Here is a 23,681-nt window from a genome sequence, read left to right as displayed (position 1 = left end):
GCCTGACGGCGCCCAGAGAGAAGCCTCCATGGCTCTCGCCGGGTGCCGTCTGTCGTTTAATCGGCCTGCGCGGGGGCGAGCACTGCCACGAGGAACGACGACGTCGGCTGCCACGGCCTGAGGTCCCAGGTGGAGAACTCGTTGTGTCGTTCAAGCCCGGCGGCGTCGGCGTCGGCGAAGAAGCTCCCGGTGGGGTATCCGCGGTCGCTGCCGAAGCCGACCACCAGCCTGCCGTCCAGGGTGAGATGACCGGCGAGCCGGCGTAGCACTGCCGGTGCCGTCCCGGGAGCCAGGAACGGCAACACATTTCCGGTACAGACAATCAGATCAAACGTCTCGCCGAGTTCCAACGCGCTTAGGTCTGCGGTTTGCCACCGCGATCCGGGATGATCCCTGAGCGCCGCGGCGATCAGTTCGGCATCCGCATCCACACCGGTGACGTGGTGTCCCAGCCGTGCCAGTTCCCCGCCAACCCGGCCGGTGCCGCACCCGGCGTCGAGGATCCGGCTACTCCGGGACGCCATCGCGTCGAGAAGCCGTGCCTCACCATGCAGGTCCTTGCCGTCAGCGCGCATCGCCTCGAAGCGTTCGATGTAGCGGGCGGAGTGGCCCGGGTGTTCACGGTTTTCTGCTGCCCAGAGGGTCTCATCATTCACTGGCACAGCCTACAAGGCATACGATCAAGATCAGGGTTTATCAGTCACTGTGGGAGGTACCGATGAGGATAGCGGCGCGGACTTGGCACGGCGTGGTCGCGTTGATTGGGTTGGTAGGGCTTGGGGCGCAGGTGATCGCCCTGATCAATGGCGAGAATTACTCGGTGCTCGGGCCCGCCGTGTCGTGGTGGAACTTCTTCAGCTACTTCACCATTCTCAGCAACATCCTTGTCCTGGTGATCAACATTGATTTAGCACGCCACCCCCTCGGACGCCAGTCCACCCTCTGGCAGGTGCTGCGCCTGAACGCCGTCGTCAATATCTCGGTGACCGGGCTGATCGCTTTCACCCTGCTGCGGCGTCTTCCCGAGGTGCAGGCACTGGTCGGACTAGGCCGGCTATCCGACACCCTGCTGCACTATGTGGTGCCGATCGTGACGGTGCTGGGCTGGTTGCTGTTCGGCCCGCGGCCGCGCTTCACCATCCAGACTGTGTGGCTGTCGCTGATTTTTCCAGCGGTGTGGCTGGTCTACACGCTGATCCGCGGCGCAATGGTCAACTGGTATCCGTACCCTTTCGTCGACCTGAGAATCATCGATCCCATTGAGGTCTTTATCAACTGCGTGTTTATCGGCGCCATGTTTGTAGGTTTCGGGTTTGCCGTCCTGCAAATAGACAACCGAATGAAACCGACCAAAAGTCAGGAGATCTCGCATGGCTGAATCAATTGCGTGGCCGGCGGCCCCGCCCCTGATCAGCTGGCCGATCATGGATCAGGCATGGATGGACGCTGTCTTCCTGCATTGGCGGATCCCAGTGGCGACGGCGGCGCGTTTCATGCCGCCCGGAACGGAGCCTGACGTGTACGACGGCGACGCCTGGGTGGGGTTGATCGGCTTCAGGATGGTGGGCGCGGGAATCGGCTCGGGGATGCCCGTGCCGTATTTTGGGTCCTTCAGCGAGATCAATGTCCGGCTGTACTCGCGTGAACCGGACGGGACGCGCGGGGTGGTCTTTTTGACCCTTGACGCCTCCCGGCTGGCCGTGGTCCTCGTGGCGCGGGCGGCCGGCATCCCTTACGTCTGGTCCCGGTGTGCGCCCGTGCCCGATCCGGGGCTGGCCGGTTACACGGTGCGGCGGTTCCAGGGCGGGGCGTCGTCGTCGTTCGCTGTCCGACCGAACCGGGCCGTGGCCGCGGCCGATCCACTGACAATCAACCTCACAGCACGGTTTGGCCTGCACTCGGAACTCGCGGGGCGGACGCTCTTTATCCCGAACACGCACGCGCCGTGGCCCCTGCACCCGGCCACTGTCGATCATCTGGACGACGGGTTGGTGCGGGCGGCGGGGATCGACGTGGCCGGGCCGCCCGAATCGGTGCTGTATTCGCCCGGGGTGCAGACGCAGTTTGGTAAACCGAGGGTCATCTCGCGGGGCTGAATGGGGAACCCGCTCGTCGGATCCCCCACTCGGTGTTGCTGGTTCCTATTTCTTTTTCTCTTCAAGCTTCAGTGCGATGCCAAGGGCGAAAAAGGTGGGCGCCCAGTGTCCGATGAAGATGCCCCAGCGATCCGACTGTGCCTTGGAGTCGCCCTTCTTGCCGCGGCTGGCCAACCAGGACAGCATTGACAGTCCGATGGAGGCGAAGCCGCCCAGGTAGGCGTGCTCGCTGCGGATACCCAGTTCATTCAACTTTTCGATCATTTGAAACTCCAATGGTGGTGTGAGGCTTGGAGTTCCAGTCTCGCACAAAACACGACCACTAGTAAGCCTGCTGATTAGTAATTCGTCATACCATCCCGGACGGCCGAATGCTCAGGGATTCGACAACCGAATCGCGTGATGCGTCTACGGCAAGGCGGACGGCTTTGGCGACCTGATCGGGCTGGATCCATTCTGCGGGGCGGTAGGGTTTGCCCTCGAAGTCGTGGAGTTCCTGCTGCATGTCAGTGGCGACCCGGCCCGGGTGGATGGAGCTGACCCTGACACCGTTGTCGCGCTCCTCCTGACGCAGGGCGTCGGTGAACGCGCGCAAGGCGAACTTGGTGCCGCTGTAGACGGCGGACCCGTCGCCGGAGGCGTACCCGGAGCCCGAGTTGATCGCCACTACCTGGCCCTTGGCCGCCCGCAGCGCAGGCAGCAACAGCCGGGTCAGGTTAGCCACGGCGAACACATTGACCTCGAAACTGGTGCGCCACTGCTCGGGAGTCAGGTCCGCCACGTGTCCCATCTGGAGCACCCCTGCGGAGTGAACCAGTACATCGAGGGTGTCGATGCCCTGGACCTGATCGGGTGTGAGCCGGGTCAGCTCGGCCGTGAAGGGCTTGGCGGAGGGGAACCCGCTGGCAAGGGCCGCGAGGGCGGCGGCATCTCGGCCGCCCAGGAGCAAGTGGTGGGTGGGGGCGAGCTCGTGGGCGATGGCGAGGCCGATGCCCCGCGAGGCTCCGGTGATCAGGGCAACGGGTAGTTCAGTCATGACCCACATCCTATGTGCGCCCCCTGCGCCGTGCACGCCGGGACCCTGTGCGCCCCCTGCGCCGTGCACGCCGGGACCCTGTGCGCCCCCTGCGCCGTTCACGCCGGGACCTCGTGCATGCCGGAAAAGTGGCGGGGCTGCAGACGAGTGGCGACGCCACCACGATCCTGCGTGCGAGCCACTATTCCCGCGATCTATTCCCGCGGGCGTGGGACGAAAGGTTTGGCCAGAATTCACTCTCGGTTTCCCGACCGGTCAATTCAGACCCCGATGATGGTCTGTGAGATCACTGGGACTAACCCGGGCTTATCGAGCCACTCCCGGCATCCTGAATCCACCAGCCGAAAACACGCCGCCGCACCTATCGAGGGACGCCTACCATGAAAAAGCTCAGCCAGAGGGTAATGATCACCGCGACGGCCGTTGCCTGTTCGATTGGTATCGCCGCTCCGGCTACCGCCAATGTGGTAGCGGATCCGGTCAGGTACTCAGCGGATGGGGCTGCGGTCTCGTTGAACCCCATCGGCACCTACGAATCTGGGATTTTTGACGGCAGCGCCGCCGAGATCGTCGCACACTATCCGGCTGCGCAAAGGCTGCTAGTGGTCAATGCTGCCCAGTCCACGATCGACGTTTTGGATGTCCAGGATGCAACTCAGCCCACCAAGCTGTTTGACATCAAGACAGCTGGCGTGCGGTCCGGAGACGGCTCAATCATTCCCGCCGGGTCAGCCGTCAATTCGGTTGCCGTCCGGGCTGACGGCCTCGGCGTTGTCGCGGTCGAGGCTCCGACCAAGACTGACCGCGGGTGGCTGGTCTTCTTCGACGCGAATGGCGACGGCGAAACCCTCGGTGCCGTTCGCGCCGGCGCTCTCCCCGACATGGTGACCTTCACTCCCCGCGGGGACCAGGCCGTCGTCGCAATGAAGGAGAGCCAGCCGAAGACTACTCGGTGGATCCCGAGGGGTCAGTCTCGATTGTGAAGCTCAAGCACAATCGGATCGAGCTTCCGCGCCAAAAGGATGTCAAGACCGCGGGCTTCCGTTCCTTCGAAGGCAAGCTGCCCGACGGCGTCAGGATCTACGGGGGTCGTGAAGACGCTCTCGGGGTGACACCGAAGTATCCGGTGTCCGAGAATCTGGAACCCGAGTACATCACCATTGCGAAGGATGGCCGGACCGCGTACGTCTCACTGCAGGAGGCGAATGCAATCGCTGAGGTCAACCTGAAATCGGCCAGGATCACGAAGATCATGCCGTTGGGAACTGTTGACCGGCTCAAGACACCGATGGACGTCTCGGATCGGGATGACGCTGTCAATATCGCCAACTGGCCGGTAAAGGGCTTCCACCAGCCAGACGTCATTTCTTCCTACACGGTTGAGGGCAAAACCTACATCGTCACAGCCAACGAAGGGGACGCGCGGGACTGGAAAGCGTACTCCGAGGAGGCGCGGGTCAAGGATCTCGGCGACGGGCTGCCCCCAATCTGCGAGGATTTCGCCACGAAAAAGCTCAACGCCGATGGCAGCACCATGACAGTTGAACAGTTGCAGCAGGACGAAAACCTTGGCCGTTTGAACATCACGCTCGCCGACGGACTGTCAGCCGACGGCTCCTGCTACGAAGAGCTGTTCACCTACGGCACCCGGTCGATGTCCATCTGGACCGACAAAGGGAAGAAGGTGTTCGACACCGCTGCTGATTTTGAACGGATCACTGCCGAGGCCGTTCCTGAGTTCTTCAACTCCAACCACAGCGAAAGCAATTTCGAGGGCCGCAGCGACGACAAGGGCCCCGAGCCTGAAGGCATCACAGTAGGCGAGGTGGATGGTCGAACCTACGCCTTCGTCGGTCTTGAGCGGGTCGGGGGCGTCATGGTGTACGACGTCACGTCCCCCGAGGGCTCGAAATTCGTCACCTACGTGAACAACCGCGACTTTTCGGCGTCAGTCGAGGATGACCCGTCCACGCTGGGCGCGGCGGGGGATCTCGGCCCCGAGGGGCTGGACTTCATCCCGGCGAAGGAATCACCGACCGGCAAGCCGCTCCTCGCCGTCGGCAACGAAGTCAGCGGCACCACCACCCTGTTTAGCGTCGACCGGGTGCTGACGCGGCGGTCGTAGCACTGCTCCTGCAACCCCGCCACGCCCGGAAAAGTGGCGGGGCTGCAGGTTTGCGGTGGCCCAACCATTATCGTGCCGTCGAGCCACTCTTTTGGGACCGGCGTTGCGGGTGAGCCACTTTTCTTGCGGGCCGGACGCGACGAAGCGGGCCTATCGCTCCTCCATCCCCCACGGGGACCCGTAGCCGGCCGGGGCCTCCGTGGCGAGCAGTTCCAGGAAGGGCCGGGAGTCGAAGGCTTCCGGCCCGAGCACTCCCGCCCCCTGCCAGGTCCCGTTGGCAAGCAACTCCAGCGCGATGACCGGGTTCACTGCCGTCTGCCACACGACCGCTTGAGACCCGTACTCGGCCATCGACCACTCGTTGTCCACCACGTGGTACAGGTACACGGCGCGGGGATGGCCGCTGGTCCCGGTCCCCGTCACATACAGGCCGGCGCAGGTTTTCCCTGTCATCCGGTCGCCCAGGGTGGCGGGGTCGGGCAGGGCGGCGGCAACGACGTCGCGCGGCGACACCGGGACGCCCTTCACCAGCAGCGGTTCGGTGGAGTCGAGCCCCAGCTTGTGGAGGGTTTTGAGGACATCGATGAACTCGTCCCCGAGGCCGTACTTGAACGTCACCTTCCGGGCCTTGGTCCACCGGGGCATCAGGATGACCTCCTCATGTTCCACGTTGACGCACTCCACGGGGCCGATCCCTTCCGGGAATTCGAAGACCTCCGGCTCGCTGAACGGCTCGGTGGTGTACCAACCCTTCTCCCGTTCGAAGATCACCGGCGGGTTCAGGCACTCCTCAATGGTGGTCCAGATGGAAAAGGATGGGGCGAAGGCGGGTTCGCCGTCGGCCCCCGCCACGACGAGGTTGGCGCCGTCGCGCACCCCCAGTTCCTCGATTGAGGTGAACAGCTCATCCTCCGCGTACCGCGCGAAGACGTCGGAGAGCCCCGGCTCCACCCCCATCCCCACCAGGGCCAGCCGGCCGGCGTCCTCCCACTGCTGCGCGACGGCGAATTGTTCGTCGCCGAGCAGCACGCCGGTCAACGCGTACGGCTGCTCCGGATGCCGGACGGACAGGCTCATCGCCATGTCCAGGTAGGTGGCGCCCGCCGCGAAGCACCCGTTGAAGATCGGCATGACGAACCGCGGGTCCACGGCATTGAGCACGTGGGTGATCCCGTGTTCGCGCACGACGGCGGCGACCGCCTCCGCCGACGACGCATCCACCTGGGCTGCCACCAGACGGTCGTCGTCGAGCGCGTCCATCAGGGCCTGCGGCCGGGCGGGATCGTAATCGGCCACCACCAGCAGGTCGAAGAAGGTGCGCCGGACGGCGATCCGAACCGCCGCGGAACCCACCCCGCCAGCACCAACAATGAGAATGCGCACTAGGCCAAACCTCCATCAACTGAGCGTCGGTACGTATCTGGGGAGTCGGGGACCAGCACCGGGGTCTCCTCGTTCAGGCTTTCGCCGCCGAAAAACTGCCGCGATCCGCGGCGGGTCCACCACACCAGCATCAGCACTAGGCCGAACGCCAGGGCACCAATCCCCACTACGAAGGTGCCGCCGACGCCGAGGAGCACGCTGTAGCCGTAGTCGACGTCGGCCATGTCGAACGCCGACTTAGTGAACGCTGCGGTCAGCATCAGGGCGCCCAACAGGGGCAGGAGGAACCGGAAGATGACGTTGTGGCGTGAGGTGAAGAGTTCCCGGCGGAAGTACCAGACGCAGGCGTACCCGGTGATGGCGTAGTAGAAGGCGATGGCCAGCCCCAGGGACAGGATGGAGTCCGCGAGGATGTTCTCGCTGATCAGGCTCATGACCACGTAGAAGGCGACCGCCGCGATGCCCATCACGAGAGTGGAGAACGACGGCGTCTTGAATCGGGGATGCACCGTACTGAACCGGTGGGGGAGCGCCTGATAGACCGCCATGGACAGGGTGCCGCGTGCGGTGGGCAGGATGGTGGTCTGCGTTGAGGACACCGCGGACACCAGGACGGCGACCACCAGCAGCCACGACCACGGACCCAGGACTGCGTCCTTGAGGGCGAAGAACACATCCTCAGCGTTGACCTCGTTGCCGAGGCCGGTGCCTTCCTCACCGACCCCCGCGTACATCATCGCGGCCACGGTGACCCCCACATAGGTGATGAGCAGCAGGACGGTCGAGATCAGGGCGGCCCGGCCCGGAATTCGGCGGGCGTCACGGGTTTCCTCGTTCAGGGCGAGGCAGGCGTCCCAGCCCCAGTAAATGAACAGGGCCAGCAGCACCGCCTCGGTGAACCCCTCAACGCTTTCGAAGGCAAACGGATTGAACCAGTCCAGCGACGGAGCCGTCGCGTTCTCGGTGGTCCCGTTCGCGATGCCGACGACGGCGAACACCACAAACAGGACCAGCGCCAGATACTGGATTCCGAGCAGGACGTTCTGCAGTTTCGCGCCGATCTCCACGCCGCGGTAGCTCACTAGTGTCATCAGGGCGATGAAGAAGACGCCGGTCCCGGTGACCAGTGCGGGATTCTCGGCGAGCGACCCGTCGCCGATCAGCAACCATAGATAGAGTCCGGCGATCTGGGCCAGGTTGGCGAGCACGATAATCCCGGCAACAGCCACCCCCCAGCCGGCCATCCACCCCACCCAGGGGCCAAACGCCTTGGTGGCCCAGGTGAAAGAGGTTCCGCAGTCGGGGATTTCCCGGTTGAGCTCCCGGTACGCATAGGCGATGAAGAGCATGGGGATGAACGCCAGGATGAAGGCGATGGGTGCTTGAGCTCCGACAGCGAGGACCACGAAGCCGAGCGACGCCGCCAGCGAGTAGACCGGCGCTGTCGAAGCGAGCCCAATGACGACCGACCCCCACACGCCGAGGGTCCCGGCGGCAAGACCCTTGCCTTGGCCCGGCGGCGTGCCGCGGGCTTCCTTCCCTGCAACTGTGTGACTCATGGTGCGCCTCCGAGGTCCGGCCGGCCGGCGTCGTCGTCGGCCAGAACGATGTAACGCACATCACTATACCGACTAGTCGGTTTCTTGACTAGGCCCTAAACTTGTGCTCATGGGTCACGCTCCGAGCACTGTTCAGCGACTGGTTGACGCGTACCAGGACATCCTGGTGTCCGACGGCGAACGCTCGGCCACCCTCGACGCGATTGCGCTTAGGGCGGGGGTTTCCAAGGGCGGATTGACCTACCATTTCAGGTCCAAAGACGAGCTGACGGCGTCCCTGTTTGACCGGCTTCGCGCCCTGGTGGACGCGGATCTGGCGGTGATGCGGGCCGAGCCGGCCCAGGCGGCCACCTATTACGTCAAGAGTTCACTCGACGTCGAAAGTCCGCTGGAGCGCTGCAACATGGCGGTGACGCGGCTGGCGCAGGGCGTGCATCCGGAGGCCAACGAACTGCTGGCCGAGTGCCGCACCCAGTGGTTCACCGTGCTGATGGACGCCGTGGGGAACGAGGACATGGTCCACCTGGTGATGCTGCTCGGCGACGGGATCTACTTCAACGCCTCCCTCACCGGCACCGGCGCCATGCCTGAGGAAACCGACCCGGCCACAATCGACCGGATCATCGGCCTGATCGGAACCATCAGGTACTGACTCCCCGAACCAACTACCGGAGGGTGAAGATCCGTCTCACCACCAGACCGTCGGCCAGGGCGTCGAGGCTCTCGTTGAGGTCTGCCAGGTCCCGGGTATCCGTGTGCAGCAGTTCAACGGGCAGTTTTCCCTCCCGCCAGAGGGCCAGGTAGGCGGGGATGTCGCGGGCCGGAACCGAGTCGCCCATGTAGGAGCCGAGCAGACGTTTACCCGCCCCGGCGAACTGCAGCGCCTGGGTGGTGATGGTCTGGTCGGGGTGCGGCAACCCGACCGAGACCAGTGCGCCGCCGCGGGTCAGCAGGCCCAGGCAGGCCTCCATCACCCGGGCGCTGCCGACCGCCTCGATCGCCACGTCCACTCCGTCGCTACCCAGTGACTTGACCAAGGATTCCGCTTCGGCCGGGGCGCCCACCGACGTCGCCCCGCACCGTAACGCCAGGTCACGTTTCGCCGGGAGCGGGTCGATCGCGATCACCGTGATGCCGGGGACCTGCGCAGCGGCCATCACGGCCATCAGTCCCACCGCGCCGAGTCCAAACACAATCACTGACTGCCCCTCGGTCACCTGCGCCGTGTTCAGCACCGCCCCGATCCCCGTGAGCGCCGCGCAACCGAACATGGCCGCGACGTCGAAGGGGACGTCGTCGTCAATCACCACCACCGACTCGCGAGCCACCACCGCATACTCGGAAAACGCCGAAACGCCCAGGTGGTGGTTGATCCGGACGCCGTCAGCGGTGCTCAGCACTGCGGGGCCGTGCAGCATATCGCCGCTGCCATTCACCTCAGCAGCCCGGTGACAGAGGGCGGGGCGGCCGGCGTCGCACGCACGGCAGGACCCGCAGCTGGGCACAAACACCAGCACCACCCGGTCACCCACTGTGATATCGGTAACGTCGGGGCCTACGACGTCGACGACGCCGGTTGCCTCATGTCCCAGCGCCATCGGCAGCGGACGCACCCGCGACCCGTCGATCACCGAGAGGTCCGAATGGCAGAGACTGGCCCGCTCAATCCTTACCCGTAGCTCGCCGGAGCGCGGAGACGGGACGGCGAGTTTCTCGAGCATCAGGGGAACACTTGCGGCGTACGGGCGGGGAGCGCCGGCGTGGTGGAGGACTGCGCTGCGCATCGTGGAAGGGGTCATGGGTTCAATGTACGGCCCGGGAGCGTCTTGCCGACCACTCCCTCGGCAAACTACCGTGAGTAATACGCCATCTTCACGAGGAGAACAAACCGCATGGAAGTATCCCCCATTGTCTGGGCACTAACGATCGCCGGAATTGTGGGGCTGCTGCTCTTCGACTTCTTCTTCCACGTCCGCAAGGCGCACACCCCCTCCCTGAAGGAGGCAGCCGTGTGGTCTTCCATCTATGTGGGACTGGCAATCCTCTTTGGCGTCGGGGTGCTGATCTTCGGCGGCCCCACGATGGGCACTGAGTACTTTGCCGGCTACGTGACCGAGAAGGCCCTATCGGTCGACAACTTGTTTGTCTTCCTCATCATCATGGCCAGCTTCAAGGTGCCGCGCGCCGACCAGCAGAAGGTGCTGCTGTTCGGCATCGTGTTCTCGCTGATCGCCCGCACCGGGTTCATCTTCCTGGGCGCCGCGCTGATCAACCAGTTCGCCTGGGTCTTCTACATCTTCGGTCTGATTCTGCTGCTGACCGCCGGGAACCTGCTCAAGCCGTCGTCGGATGAGGATCACGGTGACACGCTGATCGTGCGCCTGGCCAGGCGCTTCCTTCCAGCTACCGAACATTACGACGGCGACAAACTGTTTACCATCGAGAACGGCAAACGCGTCCTCACCCCGATGCTGCTGGTCATGATCGCGATTGGCGCCACGGACATCCTGTTTGCGCTGGACTCAATTCCGGCGATCTTCGGTCTGACGCAGAACGTGTTCATCGTCTTCACCGCCACAGCCTTCTCGCTGATGGGGTTGCGTCAGCTCTACTTCCTGATTGACGGACTTCTGGACCGGCTCATCTACCTGTCCTACGGCCTCGCCGTCATCCTGGGCTTTATCGGCGTGAAACTGATCCTCCACGCGCTGCACGAAAACAACCTGCCGTTCATCAACGACGGCGAACCCGTTCCCGTGGTCGAGATCTCGACCGGGCTGTCTCTGTCGGTCATCCTCGGGGTCCTGGTGATCACCGTGCTCGCCTCGGTCTTCAGTCCCAAGGGCAAGGCCAAGACCGCCGTCTCCGGTGCGAAGCGTCACGCCACCGAGTACCTGGACCTGGGCTACGAAACCAACATCGACGAGCGCGAGAAGATCTTCAACCGGATGGTCGAGGAAGAGAACATGCTGCGTCAGCTTCCTGAGAAGTACAAAAAACTCATCCGCAATGAGACCGAGTTCATGGATCTGATCCGGCGGGCCCACGAGGAGCACGGGGCAGCGATCGACCGCGAACCGTCCCGTTAGTCGGCGCTGATTTGCCAGATCGCGTACTCGTCGGCGTGCAGGAGGGCACGGCGGCCGTCGGAAAGATCCCGGATCCACACGATGCCCAGGCCGGGCGCCGTGTCTTCCACTAAGCCGCTGTAGTGAACCTCGCGGTTGCGGTTAGCCTCGATCTCATCCCCGCGGCGCAGCATGCCGAGGTCGTGGATGCGGGTGATGGCGGTAGCGGTCAGCAGGGACATGGTCACTCCTCGGATCTGGGGCCGGGGCGGGCACGTCCGGCCGGTAAGCTAATTGTTCTCCTGCGATGTTGCCTTGGTGTTTCCGCCCGGTGAATTTATGGTGCTTCGGCTTCATTCGTAGGGAATTAGCGGCCCGTGTTACCCAGTATTTCGTCGCGCACCCGACACAACGCCGAATAGTTGCCTAAGCTACCAAGATGACCGAACCAGCCCTGCCGGACCCGGCATACCTCAACCAGATCGATTCCGAGACCCAGCGCCGTCTGCTCACGGCCGTCACTCCCGAGTCGCCGTTCGAGGGCGCACCGGAGGACCTCCGCGCCGCTGTTGACATTAATATTGAGGCGCTGCACGGTGATCTCCAGCGGATTGTGCACACCCTCCACGCGCATCCGGAGACCGCGTTTCAGGAACACGACAGTGCGCGGCTGATCGCTGACATCCTTACCGAGCACGGGATCGACGCCGAGCTCGGCGCCCACGGCGTCGACACGGCGGTCCGCGCCGAAATCCGCGGCGCCGGCGACGGGCCCACCATCGCCGTACTCAGCGAGTATGACGCGCTCCCGGGGATCGGCCACGCGTGCGGCCACAACGTCATCGCCGCCACCGGGGTGGGAGCCTTCCTGGCGCTCGCCGGGGTCAGGGACCGGCTCAACGGCACGGTGGTCTTCCTCGGTACGCCAGCGGAAGAGGGCCACTCCGGTAAGGAACTGCTGGCCCGCAACGGCGCGTTCGACGGCGTCGACGCCGCCATCATGGTGCACCCGTACGGGTATGACCTCGCCGACCAGGTCTGGCTGGGGCGCAGGCTCCTCACCATCACGTTCACCGGGATCGCTGCGCACGCCTCCGCGCAGCCGTTCATGGGCCGCAACGCGCTCGACGCCGCCAGCCTCACCTATCAGGGGATCGGCTTGCTCCGCCAGCAGTTGCCGCCGTCGGACCGCGTCCACAGCAACGTCACCGAGGGTGGGCGCAGCCCCAACATCATCCCGGATCGGGCGGTCATGAAGCTCTACGCCCGGTCGAAGTATCCGGACACGTTGAAGGACCTCAGTAGATGCCTTGAGGACATCGCCCGCGGGGCGGCGCTGATGACCGGCACCACGGTGCAGCTCGACTGGGACCAGCACCCGCCGTCGCTCCCCATCCGGACCAACGATGCGCTCACCGGCCGCTGGGTGCAATCCCAGCAGCGGCGCGGGCGCAACCCGCTTCCGGCCGGCGTCGTCTCGGACACCCTGGCGGCGTCGACCGACTTCGGCAACGTCAGCTATCGCATCCCGGGCATCCACCCACTGATCAAAATCGCCGACCAGGGCACTGCCCTGCACACCACCGACTTCGCGGCTGCTGCCGCATCTGACGCGGCGGTGCAGGGAGCGTATGACGGGGCCGCCGGGCTCGCGCTGACGGCACTGGATTACCTGATGGACCCAATCCTGCAGCGGCAGGTCCGGCAAGAATTCGAGCACCAGGGCGGCGCCATCGACGTCCCCTCCTACTTCGACTGAGCACGGCTCCACCAGGCACAACGAACCTCTTCAACGAAACCCGCGTGACCTAAAGTCAAGGGAGCACCACCCATGTCCACCACCGCCAGCGCCCCGCGCGGAGTCACCGACAAGTTCCTCAACGGGGTGGAACGGGTCGGCAACAAGCTGCCCGATCCGTTCATGCTGTTCCTGATCCTGTTCGGCATCACCGCTGTGGTGTCCACCGGGATGGCGTGGGCCAACGTCACGGTTCAGCTGCCCGGCAGCGACGAGATCACCCCAATCAAGGGACTCTTCACCGGGGAGGGCCTCACCTGGTTCACCACCAACCTGGGCCCCAACTACCTGGGGTTCCCGCCGCTGGCCACCGTGCTGCCGATCCTGCTGGCGGTCGGGGTGGCGGAAAAGTCGGGTCTGCTGGCGGCGATGATCCGCAAGGCTTTCGGGAGCGCACCGCGCTGGGCGCTGCCCTACGCCGTCGGCGCGGTCGGCGTGACCGGCTCGATCATGTCCGACGCGGCCTTTGTGGTGATCCCGCCCCTGGCTGCGCTGGTGTTCAAGGCCGCGGGCAGGCACCCGGTCGCAGGGCTGCTCGGTGGCTTCGCTGCGGCGGGGGCTGGCTACTCGACGAACGTCCTGGTGACCAGCCTCGACGCCCTTTTCGCTGGGATTACGACGGCGGTCACCGAAACGCTGCCGAACGCCGGGTCTCCCGTGACCCCCGTGTCCAACTATTTCTTCAACGTGGTGTCCTCGATCGTCCTGATGGCGATCGCCGGCTTTGTGATCGACAAGATCCTCGAACCGCGACTTAACCGGCAGGGCATCCCCCGCGAAGAGATCCGGAATGAGGACGCCCCGGTGGCCCCCACCAGCGCCGAGCTCAGCGCAGACCTGACACCCCGGGAGAGCAAGGGGCTGCGGTGGGCCATGATCAGCGGGGCGATCCTCGCCGTCGTCCTGGTGGTGGCGTTTACGTTGCCCGCGTCGCCGTGGCGGAACGAGGACGGCGGTTTCCTGCCCGCCTCGCCGTTGCTCGGCTCGATTGTGTTCGTCGTGTTCAGCATGTTCGTGGTGCCGGGCCTGGTGTACGGGAAAATTGTCGGCACCATCACCACCGGCCGGGACGTCCCACGGGTGATGGGCGAGGCGATCAAGGACATGGCCGGGTTTCTGGTGCTGGCGTTCATCCTGGGCCAGTTCATTGCGCTGTTCAACTGGTCGGGAATTGGGCAGTGGATCGCTGTGGCGGGTGCGGGCGGACTGGAGGCAATCGGGCTGACCGGGTATCCGGCGATCCTGGCCTTCATCGTGTTGGCGTCCCTGCTGAACTTGTTCATCATTTCGGGGTCGGCGATGTGGACACTGATGGCCGCAGTGTTCGTGCCGCTGTTTGTGCTGCTGGGCTATGAGCCGGCCTTCATTCAGGCGGCGTTCCGGGTGGGCGACTCCGCAACCCAGGTCATCACCCCGCTGAACCCGTACATGATCGTGCTCCTGACCATGCTGCGAAAGTATGAGCCGCAGGCCGGCCTCGGCACGCTGATGGCGCGGATGCTGCCGTTCGTGGTGCCGTTCTGGCTCGCCTGGGTGGTAATCCTGAGCGTGTTCTTCTTCCTCGACCTGCCCCTCGGCCCGGGGAACGGCATCTTCCTGCCCGAGTAGCCTGCCCCATAGGGCGCAGGAATAGCTCCGCTGCGGCCGCCGTTGTTCCCTGATGAACCCAAGCTGGAGGTACTTTGTGACCAAGATCTACGCCCTGCATGAGAACCCTGAATGGTTCCCACCCTTCGCCAAGGCCTTCGAAGCCGAGGGCGTCGAGGTAGAGGAATGGCTGCTCACCGACGGCATCCTCGACCTCGACCAGGAGCCGCCCGAGGGCATCTTCTGGTCGCGGATCAGCGCGTCGTCACACACCCGGGACCACGGGCTGTCCAAGGACTACGCCCGTGCTGTGTTGTCCTGGCTCGAAGCCCACGGTCGTCGGACAGTCAATGGTCGGCGGGTCCTTGAGCTGGAGATGAGCAAGGTCGACCAGCTCACCGCGTTGAGGGCCGCAGGGATCGAAACGCCGCGCACGGTCGCCGCCATCGGTAAGGACCGGATCCTCGACGCCGCTGCAGGCTTCCCGACGCCGTTCATCACCAAGCACAACCAGGGCGGCAAGGGTCTGGGCGTGCGGAAGTTCGAGAGCCACGAGGAACTGTCCGAGTACGTGGGATCGTCCGACTTCGAAGAACCCCAGGACGGGATCACGTTGATCCAGGAGTTCATCCAGGCTGCAAAGCCGATCATCACGCGGGTCGAGATTGTCGGCGGCGAGTTCATCTACGCCATCCAGGCCGACACGGCGCGCGGCGGATTCCAACTCTGCCCGGCTGACGCTTGCGCCATCGACCCAGTGACCGGCAAGCCCATCATGCCGCCCGGCGCCACCATCGAACCCGAGGAAGGCCAGCAGCTGTTCAGCCTCCGTGAAGGCTTCGATCACACGATCATCGGGAAGTACCTTGAGTTTGCCCGCCGGAACAATATCGAGGTGTGTGGGATTGAGTTCATCGAAACCGCCGACGGCCGGGTGCTGACCTATGACGTCAACACGAACACCAACTACAACGCGGTGGTCGAGGCCCAGGCCCCCCGGTCCGCCCCGGGCGCCCTCGTCACTTACCTCTCCTCGTTGGCTGCTCCAACGCCGGAACCGGCTCGTCGCTAGGGTAGGGGCCACGCGGACGACGACGGCTCGGCTGGAGCCCGTCGTCGGTGCCCGATACTGAGGTGAGCGCTTGACCGTCTATTACGCAACATAAACATTTCGTAATAGAAGTAAGGGTAGGGTAGCCTTACTTTCGTTGCGTCCGCATGGGCGTGAGTCATAGTTCTTCCGAAAGTTGAGGAGCCCCCATGGCCTCCATTCGCCTGCGCGGTTTGGCCGCTGCCGCCGTCGCCGTCCTTGCCCTATCCGCCTGCAGTACGGGTCCCACGGACGGCGGCTCGGGCTCCGAAGGTCCCGAAGCCGCGGGCGCGGCGGATCAGTTCTCTGTCACGATCGAGCACGCCTTCGGTGAGACGGTCCTCGAGGAATTGCCTGAGCGTGTGGCCACTGTCGACTGGGTCAATGCCGACGTGGCCCTGGCCCTCGGCGTCGTTCCCGTGGGCATGCAGCGCGATGAGTATGGCGGCAACGAGAACGCCTCCACGCCGTGGAAGGACGCCAAGCTCGAGGAGCTCGGCGCGGCGATCGGCACGGAGAACGCACCAGTGCAGTACTCGGAAGCCGACGGCTACGCGTTCGACGAGGTGGCTGCCACCGACCCGGACGTCATCTTGGCGGCATACTCGGGCCTGACGCAGGAAGACTACGACACCCTGAGCGAGATCGCACCGGTAGTTGCGTACCCGGAGGTTGCCTATGGGACGCCGTGGCAGGAATCGACCCGAATGATCGGCGAGGCTCTCGGCCTGGCCGAGGAAGCCGGGGAGCTGGTCACCGAGACCGAGGAGACAGTTGCGACTGCGGCTGCCGATTATCCATCGATCGTGGGCAAGACCTTCATCTACGGCAACCTTGAGCCTGCCAGCGCTGAAGGGGTCAGTATCTACACGGCCAATGACAACCGGCCGCGGTTCCTTGAGTCGATCGGCATGATCCAGGCCGATATCGTCACCGAGAACACCAAAGGCTCCGAGGAGTTCTTCATCCCGTGGTCCGCTGAGCGTGCCAACGAGCTGGAATCGGACGTCTTCGTGACCTGGGTGCCCGACGAGTCGACCATCCAGGCGATCGCCGAGGACCCGCTGCTGGGTCAGATCCCCGCGGTCGAGTCCGGCGCGCTGGTCGCTGACCCGGACAACACCCTGACGCTATCCATCTCGGCAGCCAACCCGTTGAGCCTCCCCTGGGCGCTGGACACGTTCCTCCCCCTGCTGGATGAGGCAGCACAGCAGGCCGAGGGCTAGCACAACTCACCGTTGCACCAGCGGCGTCCCCTTCTTGAGGGGGCGCCTCTGGTGTTCTCGAGTTGCCGTGCGGGCGCGGGTGGGCTGAAATAGGTTCAGCACACTTAGTTTCACCGAGGGATGGAGATGCACCATGGCACAACCGGACATTCATGACCTGCAGGAAGCCACCGCCTGGGACGCCGACGGCGAAAAGTTGGGCCAGGTGTCCCAGGTTCACCTCGACGCGCACACCGGCGAACCCATTTTTGTGACCGTGGCGTTGGGATTGTTCAACACCCGCGAGCACTTCATCCCGTTCGACGGCGCGCGGCTCGACGGCGGTGACCTGCACGTCGCGTACACCAGGGACAAAATCACCGACGCGCCGGACCTCACGGCCGAGTCGGAACTGACCGATGAGCAGACAGGGTCCCTGCGGGAGTACTACAACCTGTAGTCGTCGCTGAAGCCGGGAACGCGCTCGCGGTGGAGCATTTCGGGCGCGTCCCCCAGCAGGGGTGGGTTAGAAGACGTCGACCAGACGGCCGACAATAAACAGCACGATGCAGGCCACGAAGACCACTCCAATGCCGACCAGCCATGGCAATGGGTTGTTCCCTTTCGAGGTTCCCTCATCGTGACCCTGTGGCCCGACCGTCGAAGATTCGCCCGGTGGCGTTTCGCCCGGCGGAACCCCGCCGCCCGGCTCAAGGCCGGTGATCTTGTCGCCCTGGGGATCGGGATTTGGTGCTGTCATAGAGTTCCTCTTAGATTTCCCATTCAGACCTCTTGGGCGATGGATCCTTGGTTTCCTTGGGCGTCCAGGACATGGTGATGTCCGCGCCTTCTTCTGTCTCGCGGACGAACAGGTGAAGGTCCTCTCCATAGAGGTTCTCGTGTTCCACCACGTCACCTGCCTCATGAGCCATTTCGACCAGACGGCTGATCGCCACTGCCATGGCCCGGCCCCAATCATGCGGATGCTTGCTTGACGACTCTTCGGTTACAGAGAACTTGCTGTCCATAGTTGCTATTGTGCTCCTTAGGTCTCTGCAGTGGGATAGCCAGCAGGATAAAGGTCCCACGTTCTGTGGCGCATAAGGATAAGCCCCCTGTGCGGTTTCGGGATGATCCAACACTAGCAGCACCCCCGTTCACACCGGCTTGACGATTACAGGGGACCGAAGCAACCGCGGCCCGCCGATCCTAGTCCTCGGGCCCACGCCGCAGGGCTGCGCGTGCCGCCACTCCGATGATCGCCGTGTAGGTGGGGTAGGCGAACTTCACCCGGGCGAGGGTGGCGACGTCGGTCCCCGCGGCCATCGCCGCAGCGACCGCCTGGATCACTTCGACGGCGTTCTCGCCGACTGCGTGCGCGCCGAGAATCAGTTCACGATGCCGGTCGAGTACCAGTTTCAGGAATCCCTGCTCGCGGTCGTCGATGATCGGCCGCTCCACCTCGGCGTAGGGTACGACGATGACAGCCGCCTCCCGGTCGCGCCGCCGCGCCGCCTCCTCGGTGAGCCCCACCCCCGCGTAATCCGGATCGGTGAAACCGCCCGCCGGCAGCAGATGGTGCGGGGTGGTCCGGTGTGCCCCGAGTACCGCGTTTTCCGCGGCGGTTTCACCTTCGAAGACCGCAGCCTGCACCAGCATGCTCGAACCATTCGCGTCGCCGGCAACGAAAATGTGCGGCACGTTTGTCCGCAGATAATCGTCGACTGGTATGGCGTTCCGTTGTGCCTGGATCCCTGCCGCCTCAAGGGCAAGGGGGCCAGTGTTCGCTGGCCATCCGGCCGCCATCACCACCGTGTCGACAGCTTCCATGTGCTCCCCGGACTCGTTGCGCCAGTGCAGGCGCAGCCCGCCGTCGTCCTTGGTGAGCCGGTCGATCCCGGCAATCCCTGTCTCGACGCGCACGCCGCGGGTGCGGAACCCGTCGGTGACTGCGGCCGAGACGGCAGCATCCTCGGTGGTGAGGATGCGTGGCGCGAGATCCAGCAGCAGCACCCGGGAGCCGAGCGCGTGGAAGATGGTGGCCAACTGAGCTCCCGTGTGCCCGCCGCCGATCACAGCGATCGTGGCCGGAAGGTCTGGCAGGTCGAGGATATCCGGCGGCAACACCGCGTGCTCGGCGCCGGGAATGGGTAGTCGCCGCGCACTGCCACCCACGCTGAGGATCACCGATCCGGCGGTCACCGGGCGGCCACTCACGGTCAGGGTGTGCGGATCAGCGAAGGATGCCTCGCCGGTCAGCAGGGCGATGCCGAGCCGGGCGACGTCGTCGTCGTACCCCTTCGCCGCAAGCACCCGGTCCACGGTGAACCGGACGCGGCGGACAATCTGGGGCCAGTCGACCGACGGTTCGGCGACGACGATCCCATAGTCATAGGCGGTGCGGACCTCCCGATACAAGCGGGCCGTTTTCGCAAGCACACGGGTGGGCACACACCCGGAGTTGACGCAGGTGCCGCCGAGTCTCGCACGTTCCACCACACCCACCCGGGCGCCCAGTTCAGCGGCCCGTACCGCGGCTGCCATGCCCGCCGGGCCGGCACCGACAATGAGGACATCGAAGTCGTATTCCATGGCGTAGCTCCCGGTGCTGGCTGGTGTGGTGGTGTTCCTGTTTCCTGTATAGCGCCAAATCCTCCGAAACTCCCGCACTTGCTCCCACCCTTTGGGTAACAACGGTAATCTCGTGGGTATGACCACCGCACCGGATGTCCTCCGGGAGACACGGAAGAGTGCAGCGAACCTGCTTCCGGCGGTGCTCGTTGCGTCCTCCGGGTTTGTGATGTTTGGACTGGATCAGCGGTGGCTGGGCTACCTCCTGCTCGCGGCGGCGCTGGCGTCATCGTTCCTCATCGGCCGGCAGCTATTCAAGGATCTGGCACTGCTGGCACTGGGTCTGGTCATTATGAGTCTCGTGCCTATCACCACCGACATCAGCTTCAGCCACATGCTCATCATGGGTACGGCGATGATCCTCGCGGTGGGGCTGCCCTATGCGATCTCCCGGTTTGTGTTGAAGGACCACGCGATTCGGTTTCCCGTCCGCACCGGTCAGAAGTGGACCCGGACCGAGCGCTGGTATCTGGTGGCCGTCGTCGTCATGGGATACCTTCTGCTCCCCGTCTACATGATTCCGACCGGCGTGTTTGAGAACTGGCCCGCGGCGTCCAACGGGAGCACCGTGGCGAGGCTGTTCCTCGGGACCAACGTGCTGGGAATCTGGGACGAACTGTTCTTCATCTGCACCGCCTTCACCTTGTTGCGGCGGCACCTGCCGGATTGGCAGGCCAACATGCTGCAGGCGGTGCTGTTCACCTCGTTCCTCTGGGAATTGGGCTTCCACGCGTGGGGGCCGCTCCTGATCTACCCCTTCGCGCTGGTCCAGGGGTGGATTTTCAAGAAAACCAAGTCGTTGAGCTACATCGTGGCGGTCCATTTGTTGTTCGACTTCGTGCTGTTTCTGGTGCTGATCCACGCGCACAACCGTGAGTGGTTCGACATTTTCCTGTACTGACGTGGCTACTGACGGCGAGCCTGGAACCTCACCATCGATCCCTGACGTGGCCATTGATGGTGAGGTTCCAGCGGAGAAGGGCTAGGCGAAGCCGCCGAGCGCGGTCACGATCGGGACCGCCGACGCCGCAGCCCAGGCTTGCGGGCGGCAGGAGGCGGGGTAGGGGACTGGCGGCCAGACGTCGTCGGACGCGTGGCCCGAGAACAGCTCCGGGAGGCGCCAGTCGAAGCCCTCGGCGGCACGGAGCAGCCCGGAGGCCACGGTGCGTGCGTCGTCGGCGAAGCCGTCCTTGATGAGTCCGCTGATGATCATGCCCGTGTCGTGGCTCCACACCGACCCGGCGTGGTAGCGGGTGGGCCAGAACCCACCGTTGGTGGTGGACACGGTTCTGATGCCATAGCCGGAGAACATGGTGGGATCCATCAACCGGCGGACCACTGCCGCTTGCTCCTCGAGGTTGAGGATGCCTGTGCCGAGCAGGTGGCCCATGTTGCTCGTGATCCCGTCGACGGGCCGCTTCGCTGCATCGAGGGCGATCGCCGGGTACGCCCCCAGCTCGTCGCTGCACCAAAAAGATTCACGGAAGCGGATCTCGAGTTTGTTGGCGTAGTCCCGCCAATCCCCGGCGCCCGGTCGGCCAAACGCGTCGAGCAGGGCAGCCCCGCCCATCGCCGCTTCGTAGGCGTAGGCCTGAACCTCGGCGAGGGCAATCGGACCGTCGGCCAGCGCGCCGTCGTGCCAGCGGATTGAATCCCCTGAGTCTTTCCAGCCCTGGTTGGCCAGCCCATGACCGCTGGTGTCGAGGTACTCAAGGAAGCCGTCGCCGTCGGAATCACCGTGGTCCCGTAGCCAGAGCAGCGCCGCCTCAAGCTGGTCCAGCAAAGCTTCCACCTCGGCCGTGGGTAGTCCGGCGCGCCAGGCGTCGTGCAGCAGACAGATCCACAGGGGAGTGGCGTCGATCGTCCCGAAATACACCGGAGGGAGAGACATTCCGTTTCCGTCCTCGACGAACTGCAGCGTCCCCCGCCGCACCTCATGCAGGATCTTGCCCGGCTGCTCAGCAGTCTGCGGATCAGTGCTGTCACCTTGCCGCGAGGCCAGGGCCCGCAACGTGCTGCCGGCGAGCGCGGTATCGAGCGGGAGGAGCATTCGGGCGGCGATCAACGAGTCCCGGCCGAACATTGTGAAGAACCACGGCGCACCGGCCGCGAGGAAGGTGTCCTCGGGCCGGTCCGCAGGGGCCATCCGGAGGCCGTTCAGGTCGGAGATCGACTGGCTCATCAGGCTCTGCAGCCGGGGCTCTGCGAGCCGAGGGGCTTCCAGCGCCGGGGTGCTCGGAGCGATCATGGGAGCCACAGAGTCGGTCAGGGAAACTCGCCACGGCAGCATCGCGGAGCCACCTGGCTCAACATCGATGGTCCACGTGAGTTCGATGTGATTGCCGTCGAACTCGGCGCGGGCGCCGCTGGCATCCAGTGCCACGGAGGTGTCTGGTCCGCGCCAGCTCCACTGCGGCCCGGTCACGTCAAGGGCGGCCAGCGGGGCGGACCCGGACTTGACCTTCTCCATGGGAGTGCCGTCGGCCAGCAGATGGCATTGCACTTCGAGGTGGGCTGGGAAGCTATGGGCCGACTCGATCCTGATCTCCTCGCTGATGCCATGCGCGTCTGCGATACGCGAGCGGGTGAGGTATAGCAAGGGGTCGGTGACGGGTGATTCCACCCGGACGAAGTAGAGGTAGTCCACTCGGCTGGCCGAACGAACCTGTGTCGACACCCATTCGGGTTCCTCTCCGTTGACAGTCAGCACAGCTTCCCGGAGCACCCGGTCGTCACCGCAATGGATACCCTGTGCTCCGTGACCCCGGATCTGTCCCTGGCTATCCGCCCAGGCCTGGACCGGCGCGCTGAAAACGCCGCTGAGGTTGTGCAGATACGGCTGCCTATACGACACGTGAACTCCTTGGTGCTGGTGCTGTCGCCTTGACACTATTGCCAAAACGTTATTGGATCGTTCAAATTAGTGATTGACATCATATTTGAACGTTCATATTATTGTAAACAGACAGCGGCATTGTGAAGCAGCCTAACTGTCAGGGAACGCAGTTGGTGAGAAACACGAAGGAGTGAGATGGAAAAGGCGACGCTTGTGAGTCTGGCTGAATCCCTCGGCGTGTCCCGCCAGACCATCTCCAACGTTATCAACGCCCCCCACCGCGTCAAACTGGAGACGCGCATGCGGGTTCAGCACGCCATCACCGAGAGTGGCTACCGGCCCAGCGCGGCGGCCCGGCAACTGCGCACCCGGCGTTCGATGAACCTCGGCATCCGGATGATGCCGGTCGTCGACGGTATCAACGGTTCCATCCTCGACCGCTTCCTCCACGCCCTCACCGAGGCCGCGCAGGAGGAGGGCTATCGCCTGACCCTGTTCAGCGCCGCGACGGACGACGACGAAGTCCGCCAGTACGAAGATCTTCTCAATGTGGCTGACCTGGACGGTTTTGTCCTGACCGGCACTCATCACGGCGATCAGCGCACCGCGTGGCTGCTCGAGAATGAGATCCCGTTCGCCTCGTTCGGCCGACCCTGGAGCGACACCGAGGATCCCTTCAGCTCGCTTCATCCCTGGGTGGACGTCGACGGCGGTGCGGGGACTGAGCAGGCCACCCAGCTACTCCTCGACCAGGGTCACACCGCGATCGGGTTCATCGGCTGGCCGACCGGCTCCGGTGCCGGCGACGACCGTCGCGGCGGGTGGCGGCGTGCGATGAAAGGCACTGGCCGGGCTACCGATCACCTCGATGTGGAAGCCGACGACGGCGTTCCCGCTGGCGCTCGTTCGGCTGAGAAGCTCCTTGCTGCTGGAGCCACCGCCGTCGTGTGCGCCAGCGACAGTTTTGCGCTGGGCGCACTCGCAACGTTTAGGGGTCACCGCCCGGCTCCCGCCACCCCCGACGTGATTGGTTTCGACGACACTCCGGTAGCGACCGCCGTCGGGCTCTCCAGTGTTGCCCAGCCGATTGAGGATGCGGCCCGTCACATCATCCGGGTCCTCACTCATACCCTTTCGGGTGACGCGGAGAACGGCCGTCCCGACAAGCACCTCCTGCTGCCGCCCACCCTGGCGGAACGGTTCCCCTATCCCCTCGCTGGCGACGGTTGGCTGACATGACCCCTGCACTTCATCCCCTAGATAGCCC

At 64.5% G+C, this 23,681-nt stretch carries 22 protein-coding genes and 1 pseudogene; 12 read left to right on the top strand and 11 right to left on the bottom strand.

Annotated features, from left to right (window positions below; translation table 11 throughout):
* Positions 1-56 precede the first annotated feature (56 nt).
* Positions 57-662 (bottom strand): class I SAM-dependent methyltransferase, encoded by a 606-nt coding sequence (locus ACX80O_RS09355; protein WP_459333271.1) that lies wholly within the window; start codon positions 660-662, stop codon positions 57-59.
* A gap of 56 nt (positions 663-718) precedes the next feature.
* Here ACX80O_RS09355 and ACX80O_RS09350 point away from each other — a divergent pair, with 56 nt between their 5' ends.
* Both ACX80O_RS09350 and ACX80O_RS09345 read left to right on the top strand, forming a co-directional pair.
* On the top strand, positions 719-1,378 hold the full coding sequence (locus tag ACX80O_RS09350) for a Pr6Pr family membrane protein (RefSeq protein ID WP_459333270.1): 660 nt from the start codon (positions 719-721) through the stop codon (positions 1,376-1,378).
* Positions 1,371-2,096 (top strand): YqjF family protein, encoded by a 726-nt coding sequence (locus tag ACX80O_RS09345; protein WP_459306352.1) that lies wholly within the window; start codon positions 1,371-1,373, stop codon positions 2,094-2,096. Before ACX80O_RS09350 ends, ACX80O_RS09345 begins: the two co-directional genes overlap by 8 nt.
* A gap of 45 nt (positions 2,097-2,141) precedes the next feature.
* On the opposite strand, the gene ACX80O_RS09340 is transcribed toward ACX80O_RS09345, so the two are convergent.
* The gene (locus ACX80O_RS09340) at positions 2,142-2,360 is read right to left on the bottom strand and encodes a hypothetical protein (protein WP_459306350.1); all 219 of its coding nucleotides are present in this window, start codon (positions 2,358-2,360) and stop codon (positions 2,142-2,144) included.
* 85 nt (positions 2,361-2,445) lie between these two features.
* The gene (locus tag ACX80O_RS09335) at positions 2,446-3,132 is read right to left on the bottom strand and encodes an SDR family oxidoreductase (RefSeq protein WP_459333269.1); all 687 of its coding nucleotides are present in this window, start codon (positions 3,130-3,132) and stop codon (positions 2,446-2,448) included.
* 380 nt (positions 3,133-3,512) lie between these two features.
* Here ACX80O_RS09335 and ACX80O_RS09330 point away from each other — a divergent pair.
* Positions 3,513-5,257: pseudogene (locus tag ACX80O_RS09330) on the top strand (choice-of-anchor I family protein).
* A 150-nt stretch (positions 5,258-5,407) separates the two neighbouring features.
* On the opposite strand, the gene ACX80O_RS09325 reads toward ACX80O_RS09330, so the two are convergent.
* Both ACX80O_RS09325 and ACX80O_RS09320 read right to left on the bottom strand, forming a co-directional pair.
* Positions 5,408-6,640 (bottom strand): saccharopine dehydrogenase family protein, encoded by a 1,233-nt coding sequence (locus tag ACX80O_RS09325; protein ID WP_459306345.1) that lies wholly within the window; start codon positions 6,638-6,640, stop codon positions 5,408-5,410.
* Positions 6,640-8,199, bottom strand: a complete 1,560-nt coding sequence (locus ACX80O_RS09320; RefSeq protein WP_459333268.1) for an APC family permease — start codon at positions 8,197-8,199, stop codon at positions 6,640-6,642. The genes ACX80O_RS09325 and ACX80O_RS09320 overlap by 1 nt, the downstream gene beginning before the upstream one ends.
* A gap of 109 nt (positions 8,200-8,308) precedes the next feature.
* Here ACX80O_RS09320 and ACX80O_RS09315 point away from each other — a divergent pair, with 109 nt between their 5' ends.
* On the top strand, positions 8,309-8,851 hold the full coding sequence (locus ACX80O_RS09315) for a TetR/AcrR family transcriptional regulator (RefSeq protein WP_459333267.1): 543 nt from the start codon (positions 8,309-8,311) through the stop codon (positions 8,849-8,851).
* Between the two features lie 13 nt (positions 8,852-8,864).
* Here ACX80O_RS09315 and ACX80O_RS09310 read toward each other — a convergent pair whose 3' ends face one another.
* A complete protein-coding gene (locus ACX80O_RS09310) occupies positions 8,865-9,983 on the bottom strand; it encodes an alcohol dehydrogenase catalytic domain-containing protein (RefSeq protein WP_459333303.1) in 1,119 nt (372 codons plus the stop codon).
* 108 nt (positions 9,984-10,091) lie between these two features.
* On the opposite strand from ACX80O_RS09310, the gene ACX80O_RS09305 reads away from it, so the two are divergent.
* Positions 10,092-11,288, top strand: coding sequence for a TerC family protein (locus ACX80O_RS09305; protein ID WP_459306340.1), 1,197 nt, complete (start codon positions 10,092-10,094; stop codon positions 11,286-11,288).
* Here the strand turns inward: ACX80O_RS09305 and ACX80O_RS09300 are convergent.
* A complete protein-coding gene (locus ACX80O_RS09300) occupies positions 11,285-11,509 on the bottom strand; it encodes a hypothetical protein (protein ID WP_459333266.1) in 225 nt (74 codons plus the stop codon). The genes ACX80O_RS09305 and ACX80O_RS09300 overlap by 4 nt on opposite strands.
* A 197-nt stretch (positions 11,510-11,706) precedes the next feature.
* On the opposite strand from ACX80O_RS09300, the gene ACX80O_RS09295 reads away from it, so the two are divergent.
* From ACX80O_RS09295 to ACX80O_RS09275, 5 genes are all read left to right on the top strand, one after another.
* Entirely contained in the window at positions 11,707-13,026 is a 1,320-nt protein-coding gene (locus ACX80O_RS09295; protein ID WP_459333265.1) for a M20 family metallopeptidase, read from the top strand.
* A 72-nt stretch (positions 13,027-13,098) separates the two neighbouring features.
* On the top strand, positions 13,099-14,673 hold the full coding sequence (locus tag ACX80O_RS09290; RefSeq protein WP_459333264.1) for an AbgT family transporter: 1,575 nt from the start codon (positions 13,099-13,101) through the stop codon (positions 14,671-14,673).
* Positions 14,674-14,749: 76 nt separating this feature from the next.
* Entirely contained in the window at positions 14,750-15,724 is a 975-nt protein-coding gene (locus ACX80O_RS09285) for an ATP-grasp domain-containing protein (RefSeq protein ID WP_459333263.1), read from the top strand.
* A 188-nt stretch (positions 15,725-15,912) separates the two neighbouring features.
* A complete protein-coding gene (locus ACX80O_RS09280) occupies positions 15,913-16,968 on the top strand; it encodes an iron-siderophore ABC transporter substrate-binding protein (protein ID WP_459333262.1) in 1,056 nt (351 codons plus the stop codon).
* Positions 16,969-17,101: 133 nt separating this feature from the next.
* Positions 17,102-17,407: a PRC-barrel domain-containing protein gene (locus ACX80O_RS09275; protein WP_459306332.1), complete on the top strand. Its 306-nt coding sequence runs from the start codon at positions 17,102-17,104 to the stop codon at positions 17,405-17,407.
* 66 nt (positions 17,408-17,473) lie between these two features.
* On the opposite strand, the gene ACX80O_RS09270 is transcribed toward ACX80O_RS09275, so the two are convergent.
* From ACX80O_RS09270 to ACX80O_RS09260, 3 genes are all read right to left on the bottom strand, one after another.
* A complete protein-coding gene (locus ACX80O_RS09270) occupies positions 17,474-17,707 on the bottom strand; it encodes a DUF6480 family protein (protein WP_459306331.1) in 234 nt (77 codons plus the stop codon).
* Positions 17,708-17,717: 10 nt separating this feature from the next.
* Entirely contained in the window at positions 17,718-17,975 is a 258-nt protein-coding gene (locus ACX80O_RS09265) for a hypothetical protein (protein WP_459306329.1), read from the bottom strand.
* A gap of 181 nt (positions 17,976-18,156) precedes the next feature.
* Positions 18,157-19,539, bottom strand: a complete 1,383-nt coding sequence (locus ACX80O_RS09260; protein ID WP_459306327.1) for a dihydrolipoyl dehydrogenase family protein — start codon at positions 19,537-19,539, stop codon at positions 18,157-18,159.
* Positions 19,540-19,657: 118 nt separating this feature from the next.
* Here ACX80O_RS09260 and ACX80O_RS09255 point away from each other — a divergent pair, with 118 nt between their 5' ends.
* Positions 19,658-20,479: a CPBP family glutamic-type intramembrane protease gene (locus tag ACX80O_RS09255; protein ID WP_459306325.1), complete on the top strand. Its 822-nt coding sequence runs from the start codon at positions 19,658-19,660 to the stop codon at positions 20,477-20,479.
* 81 nt (positions 20,480-20,560) lie between these two features.
* Here ACX80O_RS09255 and ACX80O_RS09250 read toward each other — a convergent pair whose 3' ends face one another.
* Positions 20,561-22,432, bottom strand: a complete 1,872-nt coding sequence (locus ACX80O_RS09250) for a glycogen debranching N-terminal domain-containing protein (RefSeq protein ID WP_459306324.1) — start codon at positions 22,430-22,432, stop codon at positions 20,561-20,563.
* 177 nt (positions 22,433-22,609) lie between these two features.
* Here ACX80O_RS09250 and ACX80O_RS09245 point away from each other — a divergent pair, with 177 nt between their 5' ends.
* Positions 22,610-23,653 (top strand): LacI family DNA-binding transcriptional regulator, encoded by a 1,044-nt coding sequence (locus ACX80O_RS09245; protein WP_459306322.1) that lies wholly within the window; start codon positions 22,610-22,612, stop codon positions 23,651-23,653.
* Positions 23,654-23,681: the final 28 nt, after the last annotated feature.

The organism is Arthrobacter glycogeni, from assembly GCF_054511155.1.
This window is presented reverse-complemented; position numbering and strand designations above follow the sequence as displayed.